The organism is Pseudomonas sp. SK3(2021) (assembly GCF_016772375.1).
GTDB classification, from domain to species: Bacteria; Pseudomonadota; Gammaproteobacteria; order Pseudomonadales; family Pseudomonadaceae; genus Aquipseudomonas; species Aquipseudomonas chlororaphis_I.
Window position 1 is genome coordinate 4,305,719 of the sequence record NZ_CP061943.1, and the last position, 21,154, is coordinate 4,326,872.

Consider the following 21,154-nt stretch of genomic DNA (forward strand, 5'->3'; position numbering starts at 1 on the left):
GCAACAGCGAGCCTGCTGGCAATATCCTGCCAGCCGTCACAAAACGCCCCGCCCTCCCCGGATCCAGCAAGCTAAGCTGGCTCCCTGGAGGCCGGGGCGTTTTGCCATCGGCGATTCAACTTGCCCCACCGCAAGCCGACAAACTGTCAAACTCAAGGCTTCCACCCCTAGCGGAGATAACGGACATGTCCCTACGCACCCTGCTCACGACGCTGCTGCTGACTGCGAGCTTTGCAGTCACGGCCGCGACCGAGATCGTGCCCCTGAACAACCGCACCAGCGCCGACCTGCTGCCCGTCGCGCAGAACTTCCTCGGCAAGGAAGGCCGGGTCAGCGCCTACGGCAACCAACTGATCGTCAACGCTGAACCGGAGAAGATCGAGGAACTGCGCGCCTTCATCGCGCAACTGGATACCGCCGCCAAACGCCTGCTGATCACGGTCGACACCAACGAAAACAACACCCAGAACAACCAGGGTTATTCGGCCAACGGCGCGCCACAGACCCGCACCATCACCCGCAGCACCGTCAGCCGCGATGGCGGCATACAGCAGATCCAGGCCAGCGAAGGCATACCGGCCCTGATCCAGGTCGGCCAGAGCGTACCGCTGACCACCACCCAGACCGACCCTTACGGACGCCTGCAGAACCAGACCCAGTATCGCAATGTCACCCAGGGCTTCTACGTCACGGCCAGCGTCACCGGCGAAACCGTCCACCTGAGCATCAGTACCAACCGTGACCGCATGAGCCAGGAACGTCCCGATGTAGTGAACGTGCAAAGTACCGACACAACTGTCAGCGGCCGTCTTGGCGAGTGGATCACCCTGGCCGGCGTCAATCGCCAGAACCAGTCTGACAAACAGGCTGGAACCCGCAGCTACTCGACTCAGGGCCGGGATGACATGACCTTGCGAGTGAAAGTCGACGCCTTGGACTAAAGCACCGAAAACTGACTGATTAGTCGTATTAGACCAAAGATGTAGTGATAGAAAAAAAGCACTACAAAACGTTTGACGGGGCAAAAAACCGAAGGCATGATGGCCTCGCTCCCGCTAATCAGGGGCCCTGGCAAGGGCCTTCGGATCGCCGCTCTAACCTACCCACCTGAGCCGATTCGTGTCTGTACCGCCCACAAGGTGTGTTTGACGAGATTGCGACTGGAACGAGGTTGTCCCGAGGGACGGAAGCTAATTAGGTAGATCGGCAACACACTGATGGTTCGTATGAAGGCCCACGACGCCCGAATGCGCCCGACAGATGGCCCTCACCTGCTCACTTTCCCCTTGAGCCCATCGTTCACCCGTCGCCATCTGCGCCATAGCCGACTTGACCGCCTAGACTTCTGGTCAGCGAGCAGCCAATTACGCACTTTTGATCCTGCGTATCTGGTGGAGCGAGATTTTCCACCCCAGAACGACTTTTCACACAAGATGCGACGAGGTTTATCTCCATGGCACTGACACGCGAACAGCAAATTGCAGCCCTTGAAAAAGACTGGGCTGAAAACCCGCGCTGGAAAGGCGTGACTCGCACTTATTCCGCTGCCGACGTTGTCCGTCTGCGTGGCTCGGTTCAACCTGAGCACACCCTGGCACGCATGGGCGCCGAGAAGCTCTGGAACCTGGTGACCCAGGGTGCCAAACCGTCCTTCCGCCCTGAGAAAGATTTCGTCAACTGCATGGGCGCCCTGACCGGCGGCCAGGCGGTACAGCAAGTCAAAGCCGGCATCCAGGCGATCTACCTGTCGGGCTGGCAGGTTGCCGCGGACAACAACTCCGCCGAATCGATGTACCCGGACCAGTCGCTGTATCCGGTGGACTCGGTGCCGACCGTGGTCAAGCGCATCAACAACTCGTTCCGTCGTGCCGATCAGATCCAGTGGAAATCCGGCAAGAACCCGGGCGACGAAGGCTACATCGATTACTTCGCGCCGATCGTGGCTGACGCCGAAGCCGGTTTCGGCGGCGTGCTGAACGCCTACGAGCTGATGAAGAGCATGATCGAAGCAGGCGCTGCCGGCGTTCACTTCGAAGACCAGCTGGCTTCCGTGAAGAAATGCGGCCACATGGGCGGCAAGGTACTGGTTCCGACCCAGGAAGCCGTACAGAAGCTGACCGCTGCCCGCCTGGCAGCCGACGTTGCCGGCGTACCGACCATCATCCTGGCCCGTACCGACGCCAACGCAGCCGACCTGCTGACTTCCGACTGCGACCCGTACGACCAGCCGTTCGTGACTGGCACCCGCACCCAGGAAGGCTTCTATAAAGTGCGCGCCGGCCTCGACCAGGCCATCGCTCGCGGCCTGGCCTACGCGCCGTATGCCGACCTGATCTGGTGCGAAACCGCCAAGCCGGACCTGGACGAAGCCCGCCGCTTCGCCGAAGCGATCAAGAAGGAATACCCGGACCAGATCCTGTCGTACAACTGCTCGCCTTCCTTCAACTGGAAGAAGAACCTGGACGACGCGACCATCGCCAAGTTCCAGCGTGAACTGTCCGCCATGGGCTACAAGCACCAATTCATCACCCTGGCCGGCATTCACAACATGTGGCACAGCATGTTCAACCTGGCGCACGACTACGCCCGCAACGACATGACCGCCTACGTGAAGCTGCAGGAGCAGGAATTCGCTGACGCCGCCAAGGGCTACACCTTCGTGGCTCACCAGCAGGAAGTGGGCACCGGCTACTTCGACGACATGACCACCGTGATCCAGGGTGGCTCGTCTTCGGTCACCGCACTGACCGGCTCCACCGAAGAAGAACAGTTCCACTGATTCGACTTCGCGCTGAAAAACGGCCATTGCAGACCCGGTAAAAGCTAACTGCAGTGCCGCACATCTGACGCCCCGACTGGTTCGGGGCGTTTTTTTGCCTGCAACTTTTGCAAGCGCCACCGGCAAACCCCAAGCTCCAGCAGGAACGAGCCAGCTCGCAATGACGTCGCCCGCCCCCCTACCAATCAAGCAAGATATTGATCCAGAGCGGTATGCGTGGAGAAAAAAGCGGGTAAAAGGGGCTCGCTCGCAACTTGCAGTAACGAGCATATAAAAGACAACTTAGCGGCTCCTCATGGCAGCCATTGTTTAAAAGCGACGCCAAATAATATTGATTATCATTCATTGGCGACGGTATTCGTTACAGCAAGGACAAAACATAATTAACAAAACACCCGCTAATGCCCACAGGCCGTGGCTTACGGCGCTTGCAAGGGGAGCCATGTCCTTATTCCGCCAAATAATTTCGCCATGAAAATTTACTTGCCCGGTGTTTAGCCATAAAATCACGGCGATTGATTGCACTGCGACATATCGTCACTGCTTTATTTCTTTATCAAGCTCAGAGACCTTTGCTCTCTGTTAAGGATTACCAGCATGCCCGAAGCGACAGGACTCATGGCCCACAACTGGGGCTTTGCCATTTTCCTTCTGGGTGTAGGCGGCCTCTGCGCCTTCATGCTCGGCGTCTCCAGCCTCCTCGGGTCAAAAGCCTGGGGCCGCAGCAAAAACGAACCGTTCGAGTCCGGCATGCTACCTACCGGTGGCGCCCGCTTGCGGCTCTCAGCCAAATTCTATCTGGTCGCGATGCTCTTCGTGATCTTCGATATCGAAGCCCTCTTTCTCTTTGCCTGGTCTGTGTCCGTCCGCGAAAGCGGCTGGACCGGATTCGTCGAAGCTCTCGTTTTCATAGCAATTCTGTTGGCAGGTCTTGTCTACCTTTGGCGGGTGGGGGCTCTTGATTGGGCTCCGGAAGGTCGCCGTAAGCGGCAGGCGAAGCTAAAACAATGAGGCTTTGGCGATGCAATACAATCTCACCAGGATCGACCCCGATGCTCCTAACGAGCAGTACCCGATCGGCGAACGGGAAACCGTTTCCGATCCGTTAGAAGATCAAGTCCACAAAAACATCTTCATGGGCAAGCTGGAAGACGTGCTGAGCGGCGCGGTCAACTGGGGGCGCAAGAACTCCCTGTGGCCGTACAACTTCGGCCTGTCCTGCTGCTACGTGGAAATGACCACCGCCTTCACGGCGCCCCACGACATCGCGCGCTTCGGCGCCGAAGTCATCCGGGCATCACCGCGCCAGGCGGATTTCATGGTTATTGCCGGAACCTGCTTCATCAAGATGGCGCCGATCATTCAGCGTCTCTACGAGCAAATGCTCGAACCGAAGTGGGTCATCTCCATGGGTTCGTGCGCCAACTCCGGTGGCATGTACGACATCTATTCCGTCGTTCAAGGGGTGGACAAGTTCCTGCCCGTGGACGTCTACGTGCCTGGCTGCCCGCCCCGCCCTGAAGCTTTTCTGCAAGGCCTGATGCTCTTGCAGGAGTCGATTGGCCAGGAGCGTCGCCCACTTTCCTGGGTCGTCGGTGACCAAGGCGTGTATCGCGCCGAAATGCCGTCGCAAAAGGATGCGCGCCGCGAACAGCGTATTCAGGTAACCAACCTGCGCAGCCCCGACGAAGTCTGATTCCAGAGCGCTTCTTACAAAGAACGAAAAACTGGCTTCATTCTTTACGTTGACCGAAAGCGATAAAAAACCATGACTACAGGCAGTGCTCTGTACATCCCGCCTTATAAGGCAGACGACCAGGATGTGGTCGTCGAACTCAATAACCGTTTTGGCCCTGAGGCGTTCACCGCCCAGGCCACCCGCACCGGCATGCCGGTGCTGTGGGTTACCCGTGCCAAACTCGTCGAAGTCCTGACCTTCCTGCGCAACCTGCCCAAGCCGTACGTCATGCTCTATGACCTGCACGGCGTGGACGAGCGTCTGCGCACCAAGCGCCAAGGGCTGCCAGGCGCCGACTTCAGCGTGTTCTACCACCTGCTGTCGATCGAACGTAATAGTGACGTGATGATCAAGGTCGCCTTGTCCGAGAGCGACCTCAGCTTGCCGACCGTGACCGGTATCTGGCCGAACGCCAACTGGTACGAGCGTGAAGTCTGGGACATGTTCGGCATCGACTTCGCCGGCCACCCTCACCTGTCGCGCATCATGATGCCGCCGACCTGGGAAGGTCACCCGCTGCGCAAGGACTTCCCGGCGCGCGCCACCGAATTCGATCCGTTCAGCCTGACCCTGGCCAAGCAACAGCTGGAAGAAGAAGCCGCGCGCTTCAAGCCGGAAGACTGGGGCATGAAGCGTTCCGGCGCCAACGAGGACTACATGTTCCTCAACCTGGGCCCGAACCACCCTTCGGCCCACGGTGCCTTCCGTATCATCCTGCAGCTGGACGGCGAAGAGATCGTCGACTGCGTACCGGACATCGGCTACCACCACCGTGGTGCCGAGAAAATGGCCGAGCGTCAGTCCTGGCACAGCTTCATTCCGTACACCGACCGTATCGACTACCTCGGCGGCGTGATGAACAACCTGCCGTACGTGCTCTCGGTCGAGAAGCTGGCCGGGATCAAGGTGCCGGAGAAGGTCGACGTCATCCGCATCATGCTGGCCGAGTTCTTCCGGATCACCAGCCACCTGCTGTTCCTGGGTACCTACATCCAGGACGTCGGCGCCATGACCCCGGTGTTCTTTACCTTTACCGACCGTCAGCGCGCCTACACCGTGATCGAAGCCATCACCGGTTTCCGCCTGCACCCGGCCTGGTACCGCATCGGCGGCGTCGCCCACGACCTGCCACGCGGCTGGGAAAAACTGGTGAAAGACTTCGTCGACTGGCTGCCCAAGCGCCTCGACGAATACACCAAGGCCGCCCTGCAGAACAGCATCCTCAAGGGTCGCACCATCGGCGTCGCCGCCTACAACACCAAGCAGGCCCTGGAATGGGGCGTCACCGGTGCCGGCCTGCGTTCCACCGGTTGCGATTTCGACCTGCGTAAAGCGCGCCCCTACTCCGGCTACGAGAACTTCGAATTCGAAGTCCCGCTGGCGGCCAACGGCGATGCCTACGACCGCTGCATGGTCCGCGTCGAAGAAATGCGCCAGAGCATCAAGATCATCGACCAGTGCCTGCGCAACATGCCGGAAGGCCCGTACAAAGCGGACCACCCGCTGACCACGCCGCCGCCGAAAGAGCGCACGCTGCAGCACATCGAGACCCTGATCACGCACTTCCTGCAGGTTTCGTGGGGCCCGGTCATGCCGGCCAACGAGTCCTTCCAGATGATCGAAGCGACCAAGGGCATCAACAGTTATTACCTGACGAGCGATGGCGGCACCATGAGCTACCGCACCCGGATCCGCACCCCGAGCTTCGCCCACCTGCAGCAGATCCCTTCGGTGATCCGCGGCAGCATGGTCGCGGACTTGATCGCGTACCTGGGTAGTATCGACTTCGTTATGGCCGACGTGGACCGCTAAGCATGAACAGCCCGCTTATCCAGACAGACCGTTTCGCCCTGAGCGAAACCGAGCGCTCGGCCATCGAGCACGAGCTGCATCATTACGAAGACCCGCGCGCGGCGTCTATCGAAGCCCTGAAGATCGTCCAGAAGGAACGTGGCTGGGTGCCTGATGGCGCCCTCTACGCCATCGGCGAGATCCTCGGCATCCCGGCCAGCGACGTAGAAGGCGTGGCGACGTTCTACAGCCAGATCTTCCGTCAGCCGGTCGGCCGTCACATCATCCGTGTCTGCGACAGCATGGTCTGCTACATCGGCGGCCACGAGTCCGTGGTCAGCCAGATCCAGAGCGAGCTGGGCATCGGCCTCGGCCAGACCACCGCCGACGGCCGCTTCACCCTGCTGCCGGTGTGCTGCCTGGGCAACTGCGACAAGGCCCCGGCACTGATGATCGACGACGACACTTTCGGCGACGTGCAGCCTGCTGGCGTGGCCAAACTGTTGGAGGGCTACGTATGACCCTGACATCCTTCGGCCCTGCCAACCGCATCCAGCGCAGCCCGCAAACCCATCCGCTGACCTGGCGCCTGCGCGACGACGGCGAGCCGGTATGGCTCGACGAATACCAGGCCAAGAACGGCTACGCCGCTGCGCGCAAGGCTTTCGCCGACCTGTCCCAGGACGACATCGTCCAGACCGTCAAGGACGCCGGCCTCAAGGGTCGTGGCGGCGCGGGCTTCCCCACTGGCGTGAAGTGGGGCCTGATGCCCAAAGACGAATCCATGAACATCCGCTACCTGCTGTGCAACGCGGATGAAATGGAGCCCAATACCTGGAAAGACCGCATGCTGATGGAGCAACTGCCCCATCTGCTGATCGAAGGCATGCTGATCAGCGCCCGCGCGCTGAAAACCTACCGTGGCTACATCTTCCTGCGGGGCGAGTACACCACCGCCGCCAGGCACCTCAACCGTGCCGTGGAAGAAGCCAAGGCCGCGGGCCTGCTGGGCAAGAACATCCTGGGCAGCGGCTTCGACTTCGAGCTGTTCGTCCACACCGGCGCCGGGCGCTACATCTGCGGTGAAGAGACCGCGCTGATCAACTCCCTCGAAGGCCGCCGCGCCAACCCGCGCTCCAAGCCGCCCTTCCCTGCCGCCGTCGGCGTCTGGGGCAAGCCGACCTGCGTGAACAACGTCGAGACCCTGTGCAACGTGCCGGCGATCATCGGCGACGGCGTGGAATGGTACAAATCCCTCGCGCGCGAAGGCAGTGAAGACCATGGCACCAAGCTGATGGGCTTCTCCGGCAAAGTGAAGAACCCTGGCCTGTGGGAACTGCCGTTCGGCGTGACCGCGCGCGAGCTGTTCGAAGACTACGCCGGCGGCATGCGCGACGGCTTCAAGCTCAAGTGCTGGCAGCCAGGCGGCGCCGGCACCGGTTTCCTGCTGCCCGAGCACCTGGATGCGCAGATGTACGCCGGCGGCATCGCCAAGGTAGGCACCCGCATGGGGACCGGCCTGGCCATGGCGGTCGACGACAGCATCAACATGGTGTCGCTGCTGCGCAACATGGAAGAGTTCTTTGCCCGCGAATCCTGCGGCTTCTGCACCCCTTGCCGCGATGGCCTGCCGTGGAGCGTCAAGCTGCTGCGCGCCCTCGAGAAAGGCGAAGGGCAAGCCGGCGATATCGAGACCCTGCTGGGGCTGGTCGGTTTCCTCGGCCCAGGCAAGACCTTCTGCGCTCACGCACCGGGTGCCGTGGAGCCATTGGGCAGTGCCATCAAGTATTTCCGTCCAGAGTTCGAGGCCGGCATCGCAACCACCCGTGCTGCCGTCGTCCCGCCCCTGGCCCGGCCGATCGTAGTCGGCGCGTAAACGTATCGAACGAGGGGGGTCCGTGCCGCCCTCGTATCGCCTGAAGACGCCGCGACGCGCCAGGCGAGCACCAAGATTCCATTAGCCACGCCCGCTGACACCGGGCCAACGAAGAACTTTGAACCATGGCCACTATCCACGTAGACGGCAAAGCGCTCGAAGTCGATGGGGCGGACAACCTGTTACAGGCATGTCTGTCACTAGGCCTCGACATCCCTTATTTCTGCTGGCACCCCGCTCTCGGCAGCGTCGGTGCCTGTCGCCAGTGCGCGGTCAAGCAGTACACCGACGAGAACGACACCCGTGGTCGCATCGTCATGTCCTGCATGACACCCGCCACCGACAACACCTGGATCTCCATCGACGATGAAGAATCCAAGGCGTTCCGCGCCAGTGTCGTCGAATGGCTGATGACCAACCACCCGCACGACTGCCCGGTCTGCGAGGAAGGCGGTCACTGCCACCTGCAAGACATGACCGTGATGACCGGCCACAACGAGCGCCGTTATCGCTTCACCAAGCGTACCCACCAGAACCAGGAACTCGGCCCGTTCATCGCTCACGAGATGAACCGCTGCATCGCCTGCTACCGTTGCGTGCGTTTCTACAAGGACTATGCCGGCGGCACCGACCTTGGCGTGTTCGGCGCCCACGACAACGTGTACTTCGGTCGCGTTGAAGACGGCACCCTGGAAAGCGAGTTCTCCGGCAACCTCACCGAGGTCTGCCCGACCGGTGTGTTCACCGACAAGACTCACTCCGAGCGCTACAACCGCAAATGGGACATGCAGTTCTCGCCGAGCATCTGCCATGGCTGCTCCAGCGGTTGCAACATCTCCCCCGGCGAGCGCTACGGCGAACTGCGGCGCATCGAGAACCGCTACAACGGTTCGGTGAACCAGTACTTCCTGTGCGACCGCGGCCGTTTCGGCTATGGCTACGTCAACCGCGAAGACCGTCCACGCCAGCCGCAGCTGAACGACGGCACCAAGCTGAACCTGGACCAGGCGCTGGACAAGGCCGCCGACCTGCTGCGCGGCCGCAATATCGTCGGTATCGGTTCGCCTCGCGCCAGTCTGGAAAGCAACTACGCCCTGCGTGAGCTGGTAGGCGCCGAGCACTTCTACAGCGGTATCGAAGCCGCCGAACTGGAGCGCATCCGCCTGGCCCTGCAAGTGCTGAGAAGCAGCCCGCTGCCCGTGCCGACCATGCGCGACATCGAAGACCACGATGCGGTATTCGTCCTCGGCGAAGACCTGACCCAGACCGCCGCCCGCATGGCCCTGGCCCTGCGCCAGTCGGTCAAGGGCAAGGCCGAAGAAATGGCCGACGCCATGCGCGTCCAGCCATGGCTCGACGCCGCGGTGAAAAACATCGGCCAGCACGCGCTGAACCCGCTGTTCATCGCCAGCCTGGCGGAAACCAAGCTCGACGACGTTGCCGAGGAGTGTGTACACGCCGCTCCCGACGACCTGGCGCGCATCGGTTTCGCCGTGGCCCATGCCCTGGACGCCAGTGCCCCGGCCGTCGAAGGCCTGGACACCGAAGCCCAGGAGCTGGCCAAGCGCATCGCCGACGCCCTCCTCGCGGCCAAGCGCCCACTGATCATTGCCGGTACCTCCCTGGGTTCCAAGGCGCTGATCGAAGCCGCGGCGAACATCGCCAAGGCCCTGAAGCTGCGCGAGAAGAACGGCTCCATCAGCCTGATCGTGCCTGAAGCCAACAGCCTCGGCCTGGCCATGCTCGGTGGCGAATCGGTGGACGCCGCCCTGCAAGCGGTGATCGACGGTAAGGCCGACGCCCTGGTCGTGCTGGAAAACGATCTGTACACCCGCACCGACGCCGCCAAGGTCGATGCCGCGCTGAACACCGCGAAAGTGCTGATCGTCGCCGACCACCAGAAGACCGCCACCAGCGATCGCGCGCACCTGGTCCTGCCAGCGGCCAGCTTCGCCGAGGGCGACGGCACCCTGATCAGCCAGGAAGGCCGTGCCCAGCGCTTCTTCCAGGTGTTCGATCCAACCTATATGGATGCCAGCATCCTGGTTCACGAAGGCTGGCGCTGGCTGCATGCCTTGCGCTCTACCCTGCTGAACAAGCCGGTGGACTGGACCCAGCTGGACCACGTGACCGCCGCCTGCGCCCAGAGCAACCCGCAACTGGCGCGCATCGTCGATGCCGCGCCATCGGCGTCGTTCCGCATCAAGGGCCTGAAGCTGGCCCGCGAACCGCTGCGCTACAGCGGCCGTACCGCCATGCGCGCCGACATCAGCGTGCACGAGCCACGTACCCCGCAGGACCAGGACACTGCGTTTTCCTTCTCCATGGAAGGTTACTCGGGCTCCGTGGAGCCGCGCTCCCAGGTGCCGTTCGCCTGGTCGCCGGGCTGGAACTCGCCGCAAGCCTGGAACAAGTTCCAGGACGAAGTCGGTGGTCACCTGCGTGCTGGCGATCCGGGCACCCGTCTGATCGAAAGCCAGGGCGACAGCCTCGGCTGGTTCGCCAGCGTGCCACGCGCCTTCTCCCCGGCCCAGGGCACCTGGCAGGCGGTGCCGTTCTACCACCTGTTCGGCAGCGAAGAGAACTCTTCGAAAGCCGCTCCGGTCCAGGAACGCATCCCGGCCGCCTACGTTTCCCTGGCCAAGTCCGAAGCCGACCGCCTGGGTGTCAACGATGGCGCGCTGCTCGCCGTGAACGTGGCGGGCCAGACCCTGCGCCTGCCGCTGCGCATCAACGACGAGCTGGGCGCTGGCCTGGTGGCCCTGCCGGCCGGCCTGGCGGGCATTCCACCGGCGTTCTTTGGCAAATCCGTTGACGGTCTGCAGGAGGCAGCGCAATGACCTGGTTCACCCCTGAAGTGATCGATGTGATCCTGGCGGTCGTCAAAGCCCTGGTCATCATGCTGGCCGTGGTGGTCGCAGGTGCCTTGCTCAGCTTTGTCGAGCGTCGCCTGCTGGGCTGGTGGCAGGACCGTTACGGTCCGAACCGCGTTGGCCCGTTCGGCATGTTCCAGATCGCCGCCGACATGCTGAAGATGTTCTTCAAGGAAGACTGGACCCCGCCGTTTGCCGACAAGGTGATCTTCACCCTGGCGCCGGTCGTGGCCATGAGCGCCTTGCTGATCGCGTTCGCGATCATCCCGATCACCCCGACCTGGGGCGTGGCGGACCTGAACATCGGCCTGCTGTTCTTCTTCGCCATGGCTGGCCTGTCGGTCTACGCGGTGCTGTTCGCCGGCTGGTCGAGCAACAACAAGTTCGCCCTGCTCGGCAGCCTGCGGGCCTCGGCCCAGACCGTGTCCTATGAAGTGTTCATGGGCCTGGCGCTGATGGGCATCGTGGCCCAGGTCGGTTCGTTCAACATGCGCGACATCGTCGACTACCAGGCGCAGAACCTGTGGTTCATCATTCCGCAGTTCTTCGGCTTCTGTACCTTCTTCATCGCTGGCGTGGCCGTGACTCACCGTCACCCGTTCGACCAGCCGGAAGCGGAACAGGAACTGGCCGACGGTTACCACATTGAATACGCCGGCATGAAATGGGGCATGTTCTTCGTTGGCGAGTACATCGGCATCATCCTGATCTCGGCACTGCTGGTCACCCTGTTCTTCGGTGGCTGGCACGGTCCGTTCGGCATCCTGCCGCAACTGTCCTTCGTCTGGTTCGCCCTGAAGACCGCGTTCTTCATCATGCTGTTCATCCTGCTGCGTGCTTCCATCCCGCGTCCGCGTTATGACCAGGTGATGGACTTCAGCTGGAAATTCTGCCTGCCGCTGACCCTGATCAATTTGCTGGTGACTGCTGCGCTTGTGTTGTTGAACACGCCAGCGGGCGCGGTTCAGTGAGGATTTGACCCATGTTCAAATATATTGGCGACATCGTTAAGGGTACTGGTACCCAACTGCGCAGCCTGGTGATGGTCTTTGGCCATGGCTTTCGCAAGCGCGACACCCTGCAATACCCGGAAGAGCCGGTCTACCTGCCGCCCCGCTACCGCGGCCGCATCGTACTGACCCGCGACCCCGATGGCGAAGAGCGTTGCGTAGCTTGCAACCTGTGCGCCGTGGCGTGCCCGGTGGGTTGCATCTCGCTGCAGAAAGCTGAAACCGAAGACGGTCGCTGGTACCCGGACTTCTTCCGCATCAACTTCTCGCGTTGCATCTTCTGCGGCCTCTGCGAGGAAGCCTGCCCGACCACCGCGATCCAGCTGACCCCGGATTTCGAGATGGCCGAGTTCAAACGTCAGGACCTGGTTTACGAGAAAGAGGATCTGCTGATCTCCGGTCCCGGAAAGAACCCTGATTACAACTTCTATCGTGTTGCAGGCATGGCCATTGCCGGTAAGCCAAAAGGCTCCGCGCAAAACGAAGCCGAGCCGATCAACGTGAAGAGCTTGCTGCCTTAAGGAAGAAAGATGGAATTCGCTTTCTATTTCGCGTCAGGTGTCGCCGTTGTCTCCACGCTACGCGTGGTGACCAACACCAACCCTGTGCACGCCCTGCTCTACCTGATCATTTCGCTGATCGCCGTGGCGATGACTTTCTTCAGCCTCGGCGCACCGTTCGCCGGTGTGCTGGAAGTGATCGCCTATGCCGGCGCCATCATGGTGCTGTTCGTGTTCGTGGTGATGATGCTGAACCTGGGGCCTGCCTCGGTTCAGCAGGAACGCATCTGGCTCAAGCCGGGGATCTGGCTCGGGCCGGTGGTGCTCGCCGCCCTGCTGCTGGTGGAACTGCTGTACGTGCTGTTCAGCCACCAGAGCGGTACCGGTATCGGCCACACCACCGTGGACGCCAAGGCCGTGGGCATCAGCCTGTTCGGTCCTTACCTGCTGGTGGTCGAACTCGCCTCGATGCTGCTGCTCGCCGCAGCCGTCACGGCGTTCCACCTGGGCCGCAACGAGGCAAAGGAGTAAGACCATGCCTACTATCGGAACTATCCCTCTGGAGCACGGCATGGCCGTTGCCGGCATCCTGTTCTGTCTCGGCCTGGTCGGCCTGATGGTGCGCCGCAACATTCTCTTCGTGCTGATGAGCCTGGAGGTGATGATGAACGCCTCCGCCCTGGCCTTCATCGTCGCCGGTAGCCGCTGGGCGCAGCCGGATGGACAGGTCATGTTCATCCTGGTGATCAGCCTGGCAGCCGCCGAGGCCAGTATCGGCCTGGCGATCCTGTTGCAGCTGTATCGCCGCTTCCACACTCTCGATATCGACGCTGCCAGCGAGATGCGCGGATGAACCTTCTCTATCTGACTTTCCTGTTCCCCCTGATCGGTTTCCTGCTGCTGTCGTTCTCCCGTGGACGCCTCTCGGAAAACCTCGCCGCCCTGATCGGTGTCGGCTCCGTTGGCCTGTCGGCGATTGTCGCGGCTTATGTGATCTGGCAATTCAATGTCGCCCCGCCGGAAGGTGGCCACTACACCCAGGTGCTGTGGCAGTGGATGACTGTTGGCGACTTCAAGCCAACCTTCGCCCTGTACCTGGACGGCCTGTCCGTGACCATGCTCGGCGTGGTGGTCGGCGTGGGTTTCCTGATCCACCTGTTCGCGTCCTGGTACATGCGCGGTGAAGACGGTTACTCGCGCTTCTTCGCCTACACCAACCTGTTCATCGCCAGCATGCTGTTCCTGGTGCTCGGCGACGACCTGTTGTTCCTGTACTTCGGCTGGGAAGGCGTGGGCCTGTGTTCGTACCTGCTGATCGGTTTCTACTACAGCAACCGCAACAACGGTAACGCCGCACTCAAGGCCTTCATCGTCACCCGCATCGGCGACGTGTTCATGGCCATCGGCCTGTTCATCCTGTTCCAGCAACTGGGTACGCTGAACATCCAGCAACTGCTGGTCGCGGCGCCTGCGAAGTTCCAGGCCGGCGACTTCTGGATCGTCCTGGCGACCCTGATGCTGCTGGGTGGCGCGGTCGGTAAATCCGCCCAGCTGCCGCTGCAGACCTGGCTGGCGGATGCGATGGCCGGTCCTACCCCGGTTTCGGCACTGATCCACGCCGCGACCATGGTGACCGCCGGTGTCTACCTGATCGCCCGTACCCACGGCCTGTTCGCCCTGGCGCCGGACATCCTGCACCTGGTGGGCGTCGTCGGTGGCGTGACCCTGGTGCTGGCCGGCTTCGCCGCGCTGGTACAGACCGACATCAAGCGGATCCTCGCCTACTCGACCATGAGCCAGATCGGCTACATGTTCCTGGCCCTGGGCGTTGGCGCCTGGGACGGCGCGATCTTCCACCTGATGACCCACGCCTTCTTCAAGGCCCTGCTGTTCCTTGCCTCCGGTGCGGTGATCGTTGCCTGCCACCACGAGCAGAACATCTTCAAGATGGGCGGCCTGTGGAAGAAACTGCCGCTGGCCTACGCCAGCTTCATCGTTGGCGGCGCGGCCCTGGCGGCCCTGCCACTGGTCACCGCCGGTTTCTACTCCAAGGACGAGATCCTCTGGGAAGCCTTCGCCAGCGGTAACCATGGCCTGCTGTATGCCGGCCTGGTGGGCGCCTTCATGACCTCGCTGTACACCTTCCGCCTGATCTTCATCACCTTCCACGGTGAAGCCAAGACCGAAGCCCACGCCGGCCACGGCATCAGCCACTGGCTGCCGCTGTCGGTGCTGATCATTCTGTCGACCGCCGTCGGCGCCATGATCACCCCACCGCTGCACGGTGTGCTGCCGCTCAGCGTCGGCCATGCCGGCGGCGAAGCCAAGCACAGCCTGGAACTCGCGTCCGGCGCCATCGCCATCGCCGGTATCCTGCTGGCCGCGCTGCTGTTCCTCGGCAAGCGTCGCTTCGTTACCGCCATTGCCAACAGCGGCATCGGCCGCCTCCTCTCGGCCTGGTGGTTCGCTGCCTGGGGCTTCGACTGGATCTACGACAAACTGTTCGTCAAGCCATATCTGGCGATCAGCCATGTACTGCGCAAAGACCCGCTCGACCAGACCATCGGTCTGATCCCGCGCCTGGCCAAAGGGGGCCATAACTCCCTGAGCCGTACGGAAACCGGTCAACTGCGTTGGTACGCCGCCTCGATGGCTGCTGGTGCCGTGCTGGTTATCGGCGCCGTCGTGCTGGTAGCGGTCTGATATGAACCTTGCGAACTTGCGAAAGGAATTGAGCCCGTCATGATTCTGCCTTGGCTAATCCTGATCCCCTTCATCGGCGGCCTGCTGTGCTGGATGGGTGAGCGCTTCGGCGCCACCCTCCCCCGCTGGATTGCGCTGATCACCATGTCCCTGTTGCTCGCCCTCGGCCTCTGGCTGTGGGCCCACGGCGACTATTCACTCGCTCCGGCGCCTGGCGCCGATCCGACCTGGACCCTGGAGTTCAAGCACGTCTGGATCGAGCGCTTCGGCATCAATGTGCACCTGGCCCTCGACGGCCTGTCGCTGTTGATGATCCTGCTGACCGGCCTCCTGGGCGTGCTTTCTGTCCTCTGTTCCTGGAAAGAGATCCAGCGTCACGTGGGCTTCTTCCACCTGAACCTGATGTGGATCCTGGGCGGTGTCGTCGGCGTGTTCCTCGCCCTCGACCTGTTCATGTTCTTCTTCTTCTGGGAAATGATGCTGGTGCCGATGTACTTCCTCATCGCGCTCTGGGGTCACAGTTCTTCGGACGGCAAGAAAACCCGGATCTACGCCGCGACCAAGTTCTTCATCTTCACTCAGGCTTCCGGCCTGATCATGCTGGTGGCGATCCTCGGTCTGGTGCTGGTCAACTTCAACGACACCGGCGTGATTACCTTCAACTACGCCGACCTGTTGAAGACCAAGATGTCGACCACCACCGAGTACGTGCTGATGCTCGGCTTCTTCATCGCCTTCGCGGTGAAGCTGCCAGTGGTGCCGTTCCACTCCTGGCTGCCCGATGCCCACGCCCAGGCACCGACCGCGGGCTCCGTGGACCTGGCGGGGATCCTGCTGAAGACCGCGGCCTACGGCCTGCTGCGCTTTGCCCTGCCGCTGTTCCCGAACGCCTCGGCCGAGTTCGCGCCGATCGCCATGACCCTGGGTCTGATCGGGATCTTCTACGGTGCCTTCCTGGCCTTCGCCCAGACCGACATCAAGCGCCTGGTGGCATTCTCCAGCGTTTCGCACATGGGCTTCGTGCTGATCGGCATCTACTCCGGCAGCCAGCTGGCCTTGCAGGGCGCGGTGATCCAGATGCTGGCGCACGGCCTGTCGGCGGCGGCACTCTTTATCCTGTGCGGCCAGCTGTACGAACGCACCCACACCCGCGACATGCGTGAAATGGGCGGCCTGTGGTCGAAGATCGCCTACCTGCCAGCCATCAGCCTGTTCTTCGCCGCGGCCTCGCTGGGCTTGCCGGCGACCGGTAACTTCGTCGGCGAGTTCCTGATCCTGATCGGTACCTTCGCCAGCGCGCCATGGGTCACCGTGCTCGCGACTTCCGGCCTGGTGTTCGGTTCGGTCTACTCGCTGATCATGATTCACCGCGCCTACTTCGGCCCGGCCAAGTCGGACGCGGTCCTGCACGGCATGGACGCTCGCGAACTGATCATGGTGGTCGGCCTGGCGGCGCTGCTGATCTACATCGGCATCTACCCGCAACCGTTCCTCGATACCTCTGCCGCCACGATGAGTGGCGTGCAGCAATGGCTCGGCACCGCCTTCACTCAACTCGCTTCGGCCCGGTAAGAGCGCTATGGACTTTACGATTCAACACTTTATCGCGCTTGCGCCGCTGTTGATCACCAGCCTCACCATCATTGTGGTGATGCTGGCTATCGCCTGGCGTCGCAACCACTCGCAAACCTTCCTGCTGTCGGTCGCCGGCCTGAACCTGGCGTTGCTGTCGATCCTGCCGGCCCTGAAAGTCACCCCTCTGGCGGTGACTCCATTGCTGCAGATCGACCAATTCGCCTGCCTGTACATGGCACTGATCCTGGTGGCCACCCTGGCCTGCGTCACCCTTGCCCATGCCTACCTGGGCGATGGCGGCACCGGTTACCCGGGCAACCGCGAAGAGCTGTACCTGCTGATCCTGATGGCCGCCGCCGGTGGCCTGGTCCTGGTCAGCGCGCAACACCTGGCCGGCTTGTTCATCGGCCTGGAGCTGCTTTCGGTACCGGTCTACGGCCTGGTGGCTTATGCCTTCTTCAACAAGCGTTCGCTGGAAGCCGGCATCAAGTACATGGTGCTGTCGGCCGCCGGTTCCGCGTTCCTGCTGTTCGGCATGGCCCTGCTCTACGCCGAAGCCGGCAGCCTGAGCTTCAACGGCATCGGTCAGGCCCTGGCCGCGACCGGCCTGCCTAGCCCGCTGGCCCAGCTGGGCCTGGGCATGATGCTGATCGGCCTGGCGTTCAAGCTGTCGCTGGTGCCCTTCCACCTGTGGACTCCGGACGTCTACGAAGGGGCTCCAGCACCTGTGGCGGCCTTCCTGGCCACCGCGAGCAAGGTGGCGGTATTCGCGGTGATGGTGCGTCTGTTCCAGATCTCGCCGGTGGCCAGCAGCGGTGTCCTGAACACCGTGCTGACCCTGATCGCGATTGCCTCGATCCTGTTCGGTAACCTGCTGGCGCTGACCCAGAGCAACCTCAAGCGTCTGCTGGGTTACTCGTCCATCGCCCACTTCGGTTACCTGCTGATCGCCCTGGTGGCGAGCAAGGGCCTGGCGATGGAAGCCATCGGCGTCTACCTGGTCACCTACGTGATCACCAGCCTCGGAGCCTTCGGCGTGATCACCCTGATGTCCTCGCCTTACAAGGGTCGCGACGCGGATGCCCTGTACGAGTACCGCGGCCTGTTCTGGCGTCGTCCGTACCTGACCGCCGTACTGACCGTGATGATGCTGTCCCTGGCCGGTATCCCACTGACCGCGGGCTTCATCGGCAAGTTCTACATCATTGCCACCGGTGTCGAAGCGCACCAATGGTGGCTGGTCGGTTCCCTGGTCCTGGGCAGTGCCATCGGCGTGTTCTACTACCTGCGCGTCATGGTCACCCTGTACCTGATCGAGCCGAACCTGCGCCGCGTCGACGCCCAGCTGCACTGGGAACAGAAAGCCGGCGGCGTGATGCTGCTGGCCATCGCGGTCCTGGCGTTCTTCCTCGGCGTCTACCCACAACCGCTGCTGACCCTGGTCCAGCAATCCGGTCTGGCGGGCTGATCGCTCAAGCACGATCCGCGGTAAAACAAGACGGCGCCTTCGGGCGCCGTTTTGTTTTCCAAAGAAAAACCGCCCTGCCCTTCCTCCTGCCACCTGATAGGAATTGCCTTTCAGGCTTTAAAGACGCGCCCTACATCTCATCCTGATTGCCAAGTCTAAGGTCATTAAAAAGCGACGAGCGCCATGCGCAACGTCTTGACCTCTCGACCCATCCAATCAAAAATATACGCAGATTACGTACAGAGCATGGACGCACTTTTTATTGAGTTACCCCCGTTCCAACGCCATCGACAGGACTACCTGGACGACGAGCTTTTTCGTAGCTTGCAGCTTGAATTGCTGAAAGCCCCCGAAGCCGGAGATCTCATCGAGGGAACCGGTGGCTTGCGCAAGATCCGCTTTGTCGATGAGCGACGGCACAAGGGCAAACGCGGCGGGATCCGGGTGATTTATTACTGGTGGTCCGGAGGCGCCCAATTCTGGCTCTTCACCCTTTACGCAAAGAACGAGCAGAACGACCTGACACCCCATCAGAAAAAACTGCTCAAGCAACTGCTGAACAGAGAAGTCGAGGCGAGAACCCATCATGAAACGTGACATCTTTTCCGAACTGGTCGAAGGTTTCGATGCCCTGGCCAAAGAGCGCCAAGGCAAGGTCACGCTGCGCACCCACAAGGTCAAGCTGAACGCATTGCTTCCAATCACCGCCGAAGAAGTACTGGCCGTGCGCGAGCAGCTGAACCTGTCCAGATCGGTATTTGCCATGTACCTGCGCACCCATACTCGAACCCTGGAAAACTGGGAGCAAGGACGGGCAAAACCCAATGCTCAGGCCACCACCCTGATCCGCCTGGTACAGCGTTTTCCCGATACGGTGGAGCGGCTGGCAGCACTGGCCTGAAGCTCTGCACTGGTTCGAAGGACGTCATCGCGGGCAAGCCTCGCTCCTGCAGAAGAAGGGCGTTACCCAATCCTTCGACAACTGGTCTGGCCGCGACAGCGATGGCTCTGGCACCACAACAATCAGTCCCAAAACAAAACGGCACCCGAAGGTGCCGTTGCGCATTACCGATCCACAACCTTACTTGCGCGCCGCCTCCCACGACTTGAGCAGTTCGTTGTAGCTCACGGTCTCGCCCTGGGGTTTCTCGTTGGCCAGTTTCGGTTTCGGTGCGCCCGGTTGGTCGAACCAGTATTGCGCGTCGCGCTCGGGGTTCATTTTCGGGGCGCAGGTGGCCTGGGCTTTCGAGCGCTCGAGCCGGGTCATGATCGCGTCCTGGTCCTTGGCCAGGCCATCGAGTGCCTGTTGCGGGGTTTTCTCGCCGCTGGCCGCCTCGGCGATATGGCTCCACCACAACTGCGCCAGGCGTGGATAGTCCGGCACGTTGGTGCCGGTCGGCGTCCACTGCACACGGGCCGGGCTGCGATAGAACTCCACCAAGCCACCGAGCTTCGGCGCCAGGTCGGTCATCGCCTGGGAGTTGATGTCCGACTCGCGGATCGGTGTCAGGCCGACGATGGTTTTCTTCAGCGACACGGTTTTCGAGGTCACGAACTGGGCATAGAGCCAGGCCGCGAGTTTCTGTTTCTCCGGGGTGGACTTGAGGAAGGTCCAGGAGCCGGCGTCCTGATACCCCAGCTTCATGCCCTCCTCCCAGTACGGTCCCTTGGGCGACGGCGCCATGCGCCATTTCGGCGTGCCGTCGGCGTTCATCACCGGCAGGCCCGGCTTGGTCATGTCGGCGGTGAAGGCGGTGTACCAGAAGATCTGCTGGGCGATATTGCCCTGGGACGGCACCGGCCCGGATTCGGAGAAGGTCATGCCCGCCGCTTCCGGTGGCGCGTATTTTTTCATCCAGTCGACGTACTTGGTGGTGGCGAACACCGCCGCCGGGCCGTTGGTATCGCCGCCGCGGGTCACGCTGGAGCCCACCGGATGGCAATCCTCGACGCGGATCCCCCACTCGTCCACCGGCAAACCGTTGGGCAAGCCCTTGTCGCCGCCACCGGCCATGGAAAACCAGGCATCGGTGAAGCGCCAGCCCAGGGACGGGTCCTTCTTGCCGTAGTCCATATGCCCGTAGACCCGCTTGCCGTCGATCTCCTTGACGTCCTCGCTGAAGAACTTGGCGATGTCCTCATAGGCCGACCAGTTCACCGGCACCCCCAGCTCGTAGCCGTACTTCTCCTTGAACTTGGCTTTCAGGTCGGCCCGCTCGAACCAGTCGGCGCGGAACCAGTACAGGTTGGCGAACTGCTGGTCGGGCAATTGGTAGATCTTGCCGTCCGGCGCGGTGGTGAAGGAGATGCCGATGAAGTCCTTGATATCCAGGGTCGGCGAGGTGTAGTCCTTGCCCTCGTTGGCCATCAGGTCGGTGATGGATTCGGTCTTGCCATAACGAAAGTGCGTGCCGATCAGGTCGGAGTCGTTGACCCAGCCGTCATAGATGTTCTTGTCCGACTGCATCTGGGTCTGCAGCTTTTCCACCACGTCGCCTTCCTGCAGCAGGTCGTGGGTCAGCTTGATCCCGGTGATTTCACTGAAGGCCTTGGCCAGCACCTTGGACTCGTATTCATGGGTGGCGATGGTTTCCGAGACCACGTTGATCTTCATGCCGCGAAACGGCTCGGACGCCTTGATAAACCACTTCAACTCTTCCAGCTGTTGTTCCGCAGTCAGGGTGGATGGCTTGAACTCGCTGCCGATCCATTTTTTCGCGGCGTCCTCATAGGCGTCGGCCCAGGCCGTCGCGCTCAAGCCGCTCAGAGCCAGCATGGCCGCCAATGAAACGCTATGTCGCAGCTTATTGTTTTTGTCGAACATAGAGACCTCCCGGTTGA

The 21,154-nt window shown here is 61.8% G+C and carries 18 protein-coding genes; 17 read left to right on the forward strand and 1 reads right to left on the reverse strand.

Annotated elements, in window-relative coordinates; all coding sequences use genetic code 11:
• The first annotated feature begins 185 nt into the window (after positions 1-185).
• The 17 genes from IF690_RS18845 (at position 186) to IF690_RS18925 (ending at position 19,214) form a co-directional block, all read left to right on the forward strand.
• Complete coding sequence (locus IF690_RS18845) at positions 186-941, forward strand: secretin N-terminal domain-containing protein (RefSeq protein ID WP_202696903.1); 756 nt, start codon at positions 186-188, stop codon at positions 939-941.
• Between the two features lie 512 nt (positions 942-1,453).
• The gene (aceA, locus tag IF690_RS18850) at positions 1,454-2,779 is read left to right on the forward strand and encodes an isocitrate lyase (protein WP_007929188.1); all 1,326 of its coding nucleotides are present in this window, start codon (positions 1,454-1,456) and stop codon (positions 2,777-2,779) included.
• A 597-nt stretch (positions 2,780-3,376) separates the two neighbouring features.
• The gene (locus IF690_RS18855; RefSeq protein WP_007929187.1) at positions 3,377-3,790 is read left to right on the forward strand and encodes an NADH-quinone oxidoreductase subunit A; all 414 of its coding nucleotides are present in this window, start codon (positions 3,377-3,379) and stop codon (positions 3,788-3,790) included.
• A 10-nt stretch (positions 3,791-3,800) separates the two neighbouring features.
• A complete protein-coding gene (locus IF690_RS18860) occupies positions 3,801-4,475 on the forward strand; it encodes a NuoB/complex I 20 kDa subunit family protein (RefSeq protein ID WP_023964397.1) in 675 nt (224 codons plus the stop codon).
• A 72-nt stretch (positions 4,476-4,547) separates the two neighbouring features.
• The gene (gene nuoC, locus IF690_RS18865; RefSeq protein WP_009049783.1) at positions 4,548-6,329 is read left to right on the forward strand and encodes an NADH-quinone oxidoreductase subunit C/D; all 1,782 of its coding nucleotides are present in this window, start codon (positions 4,548-4,550) and stop codon (positions 6,327-6,329) included.
• A gap of 2 nt (positions 6,330-6,331) precedes the next feature.
• The gene (nuoE, locus tag IF690_RS18870) at positions 6,332-6,829 is read left to right on the forward strand and encodes an NADH-quinone oxidoreductase subunit NuoE (RefSeq protein ID WP_009044589.1); all 498 of its coding nucleotides are present in this window, start codon (positions 6,332-6,334) and stop codon (positions 6,827-6,829) included.
• Positions 6,826-8,184, forward strand: a complete 1,359-nt coding sequence (gene nuoF, locus IF690_RS18875) for an NADH-quinone oxidoreductase subunit NuoF (protein WP_202696904.1) — start codon at positions 6,826-6,828, stop codon at positions 8,182-8,184. Before nuoE ends, nuoF begins: the two co-directional genes overlap by 4 nt.
• 125 nt (positions 8,185-8,309) lie before the next feature.
• A complete protein-coding gene (gene nuoG, locus IF690_RS18880) occupies positions 8,310-11,024 on the forward strand; it encodes an NADH-quinone oxidoreductase subunit NuoG (RefSeq protein ID WP_202696905.1) in 2,715 nt (904 codons plus the stop codon).
• Positions 11,021-12,028 (forward strand): NADH-quinone oxidoreductase subunit NuoH, encoded by a 1,008-nt coding sequence (nuoH, locus tag IF690_RS18885; RefSeq protein ID WP_007929607.1) that lies wholly within the window; start codon positions 11,021-11,023, stop codon positions 12,026-12,028. The genes nuoG and nuoH overlap by 4 nt, the downstream gene beginning before the upstream one ends.
• A gap of 11 nt (positions 12,029-12,039) precedes the next feature.
• Positions 12,040-12,588, forward strand: a complete 549-nt coding sequence (gene nuoI / locus IF690_RS18890; protein ID WP_003223795.1) for an NADH-quinone oxidoreductase subunit NuoI — start codon at positions 12,040-12,042, stop codon at positions 12,586-12,588.
• Between the two features lie 9 nt (positions 12,589-12,597).
• Complete coding sequence (gene nuoJ / locus IF690_RS18895) at positions 12,598-13,098, forward strand: NADH-quinone oxidoreductase subunit J (protein WP_009049787.1); 501 nt, start codon at positions 12,598-12,600, stop codon at positions 13,096-13,098.
• A gap of 13 nt (positions 13,099-13,111) precedes the next feature.
• The gene (gene nuoK, locus IF690_RS18900; protein ID WP_023964387.1) at positions 13,112-13,420 is read left to right on the forward strand and encodes an NADH-quinone oxidoreductase subunit NuoK; all 309 of its coding nucleotides are present in this window, start codon (positions 13,112-13,114) and stop codon (positions 13,418-13,420) included.
• Entirely contained in the window at positions 13,417-15,270 is a 1,854-nt protein-coding gene (nuoL, locus tag IF690_RS18905) for an NADH-quinone oxidoreductase subunit L (protein ID WP_124321368.1), read from the forward strand. The genes nuoK and nuoL overlap by 4 nt, the downstream gene beginning before the upstream one ends.
• 39 nt (positions 15,271-15,309) lie before the next feature.
• Positions 15,310-16,842, forward strand: coding sequence for an NADH-quinone oxidoreductase subunit M (gene nuoM, locus IF690_RS18910; RefSeq protein WP_202696906.1), 1,533 nt, complete (start codon positions 15,310-15,312; stop codon positions 16,840-16,842).
• A gap of 7 nt (positions 16,843-16,849) precedes the next feature.
• Positions 16,850-18,313, forward strand: coding sequence for an NADH-quinone oxidoreductase subunit NuoN (gene nuoN / locus IF690_RS18915; protein ID WP_009044594.1), 1,464 nt, complete (start codon positions 16,850-16,852; stop codon positions 18,311-18,313).
• 246 nt (positions 18,314-18,559) lie between these two features.
• Positions 18,560-18,910: a type II toxin-antitoxin system RelE/ParE family toxin gene (locus IF690_RS18920; RefSeq protein ID WP_096376050.1), complete on the forward strand. Its 351-nt coding sequence runs from the start codon at positions 18,560-18,562 to the stop codon at positions 18,908-18,910.
• Complete coding sequence (locus IF690_RS18925; RefSeq protein WP_202696907.1) at positions 18,900-19,214, forward strand: helix-turn-helix domain-containing protein; 315 nt, start codon at positions 18,900-18,902, stop codon at positions 19,212-19,214. The genes IF690_RS18920 and IF690_RS18925 overlap by 11 nt, the downstream gene beginning before the upstream one ends.
• A 180-nt stretch (positions 19,215-19,394) precedes the next feature.
• On the opposite strand, the gene IF690_RS18930 is transcribed toward IF690_RS18925, so the two are convergent.
• Positions 19,395-21,137 carry an ABC transporter substrate-binding protein gene (locus tag IF690_RS18930; protein ID WP_023964376.1) on the reverse strand — a complete coding sequence of 581 codons (1,743 nt, stop codon included), beginning with the start codon at positions 21,135-21,137 and terminating at the stop codon, positions 19,395-19,397.
• Between the last annotated feature and the right edge of the window lie 17 nt (positions 21,138-21,154).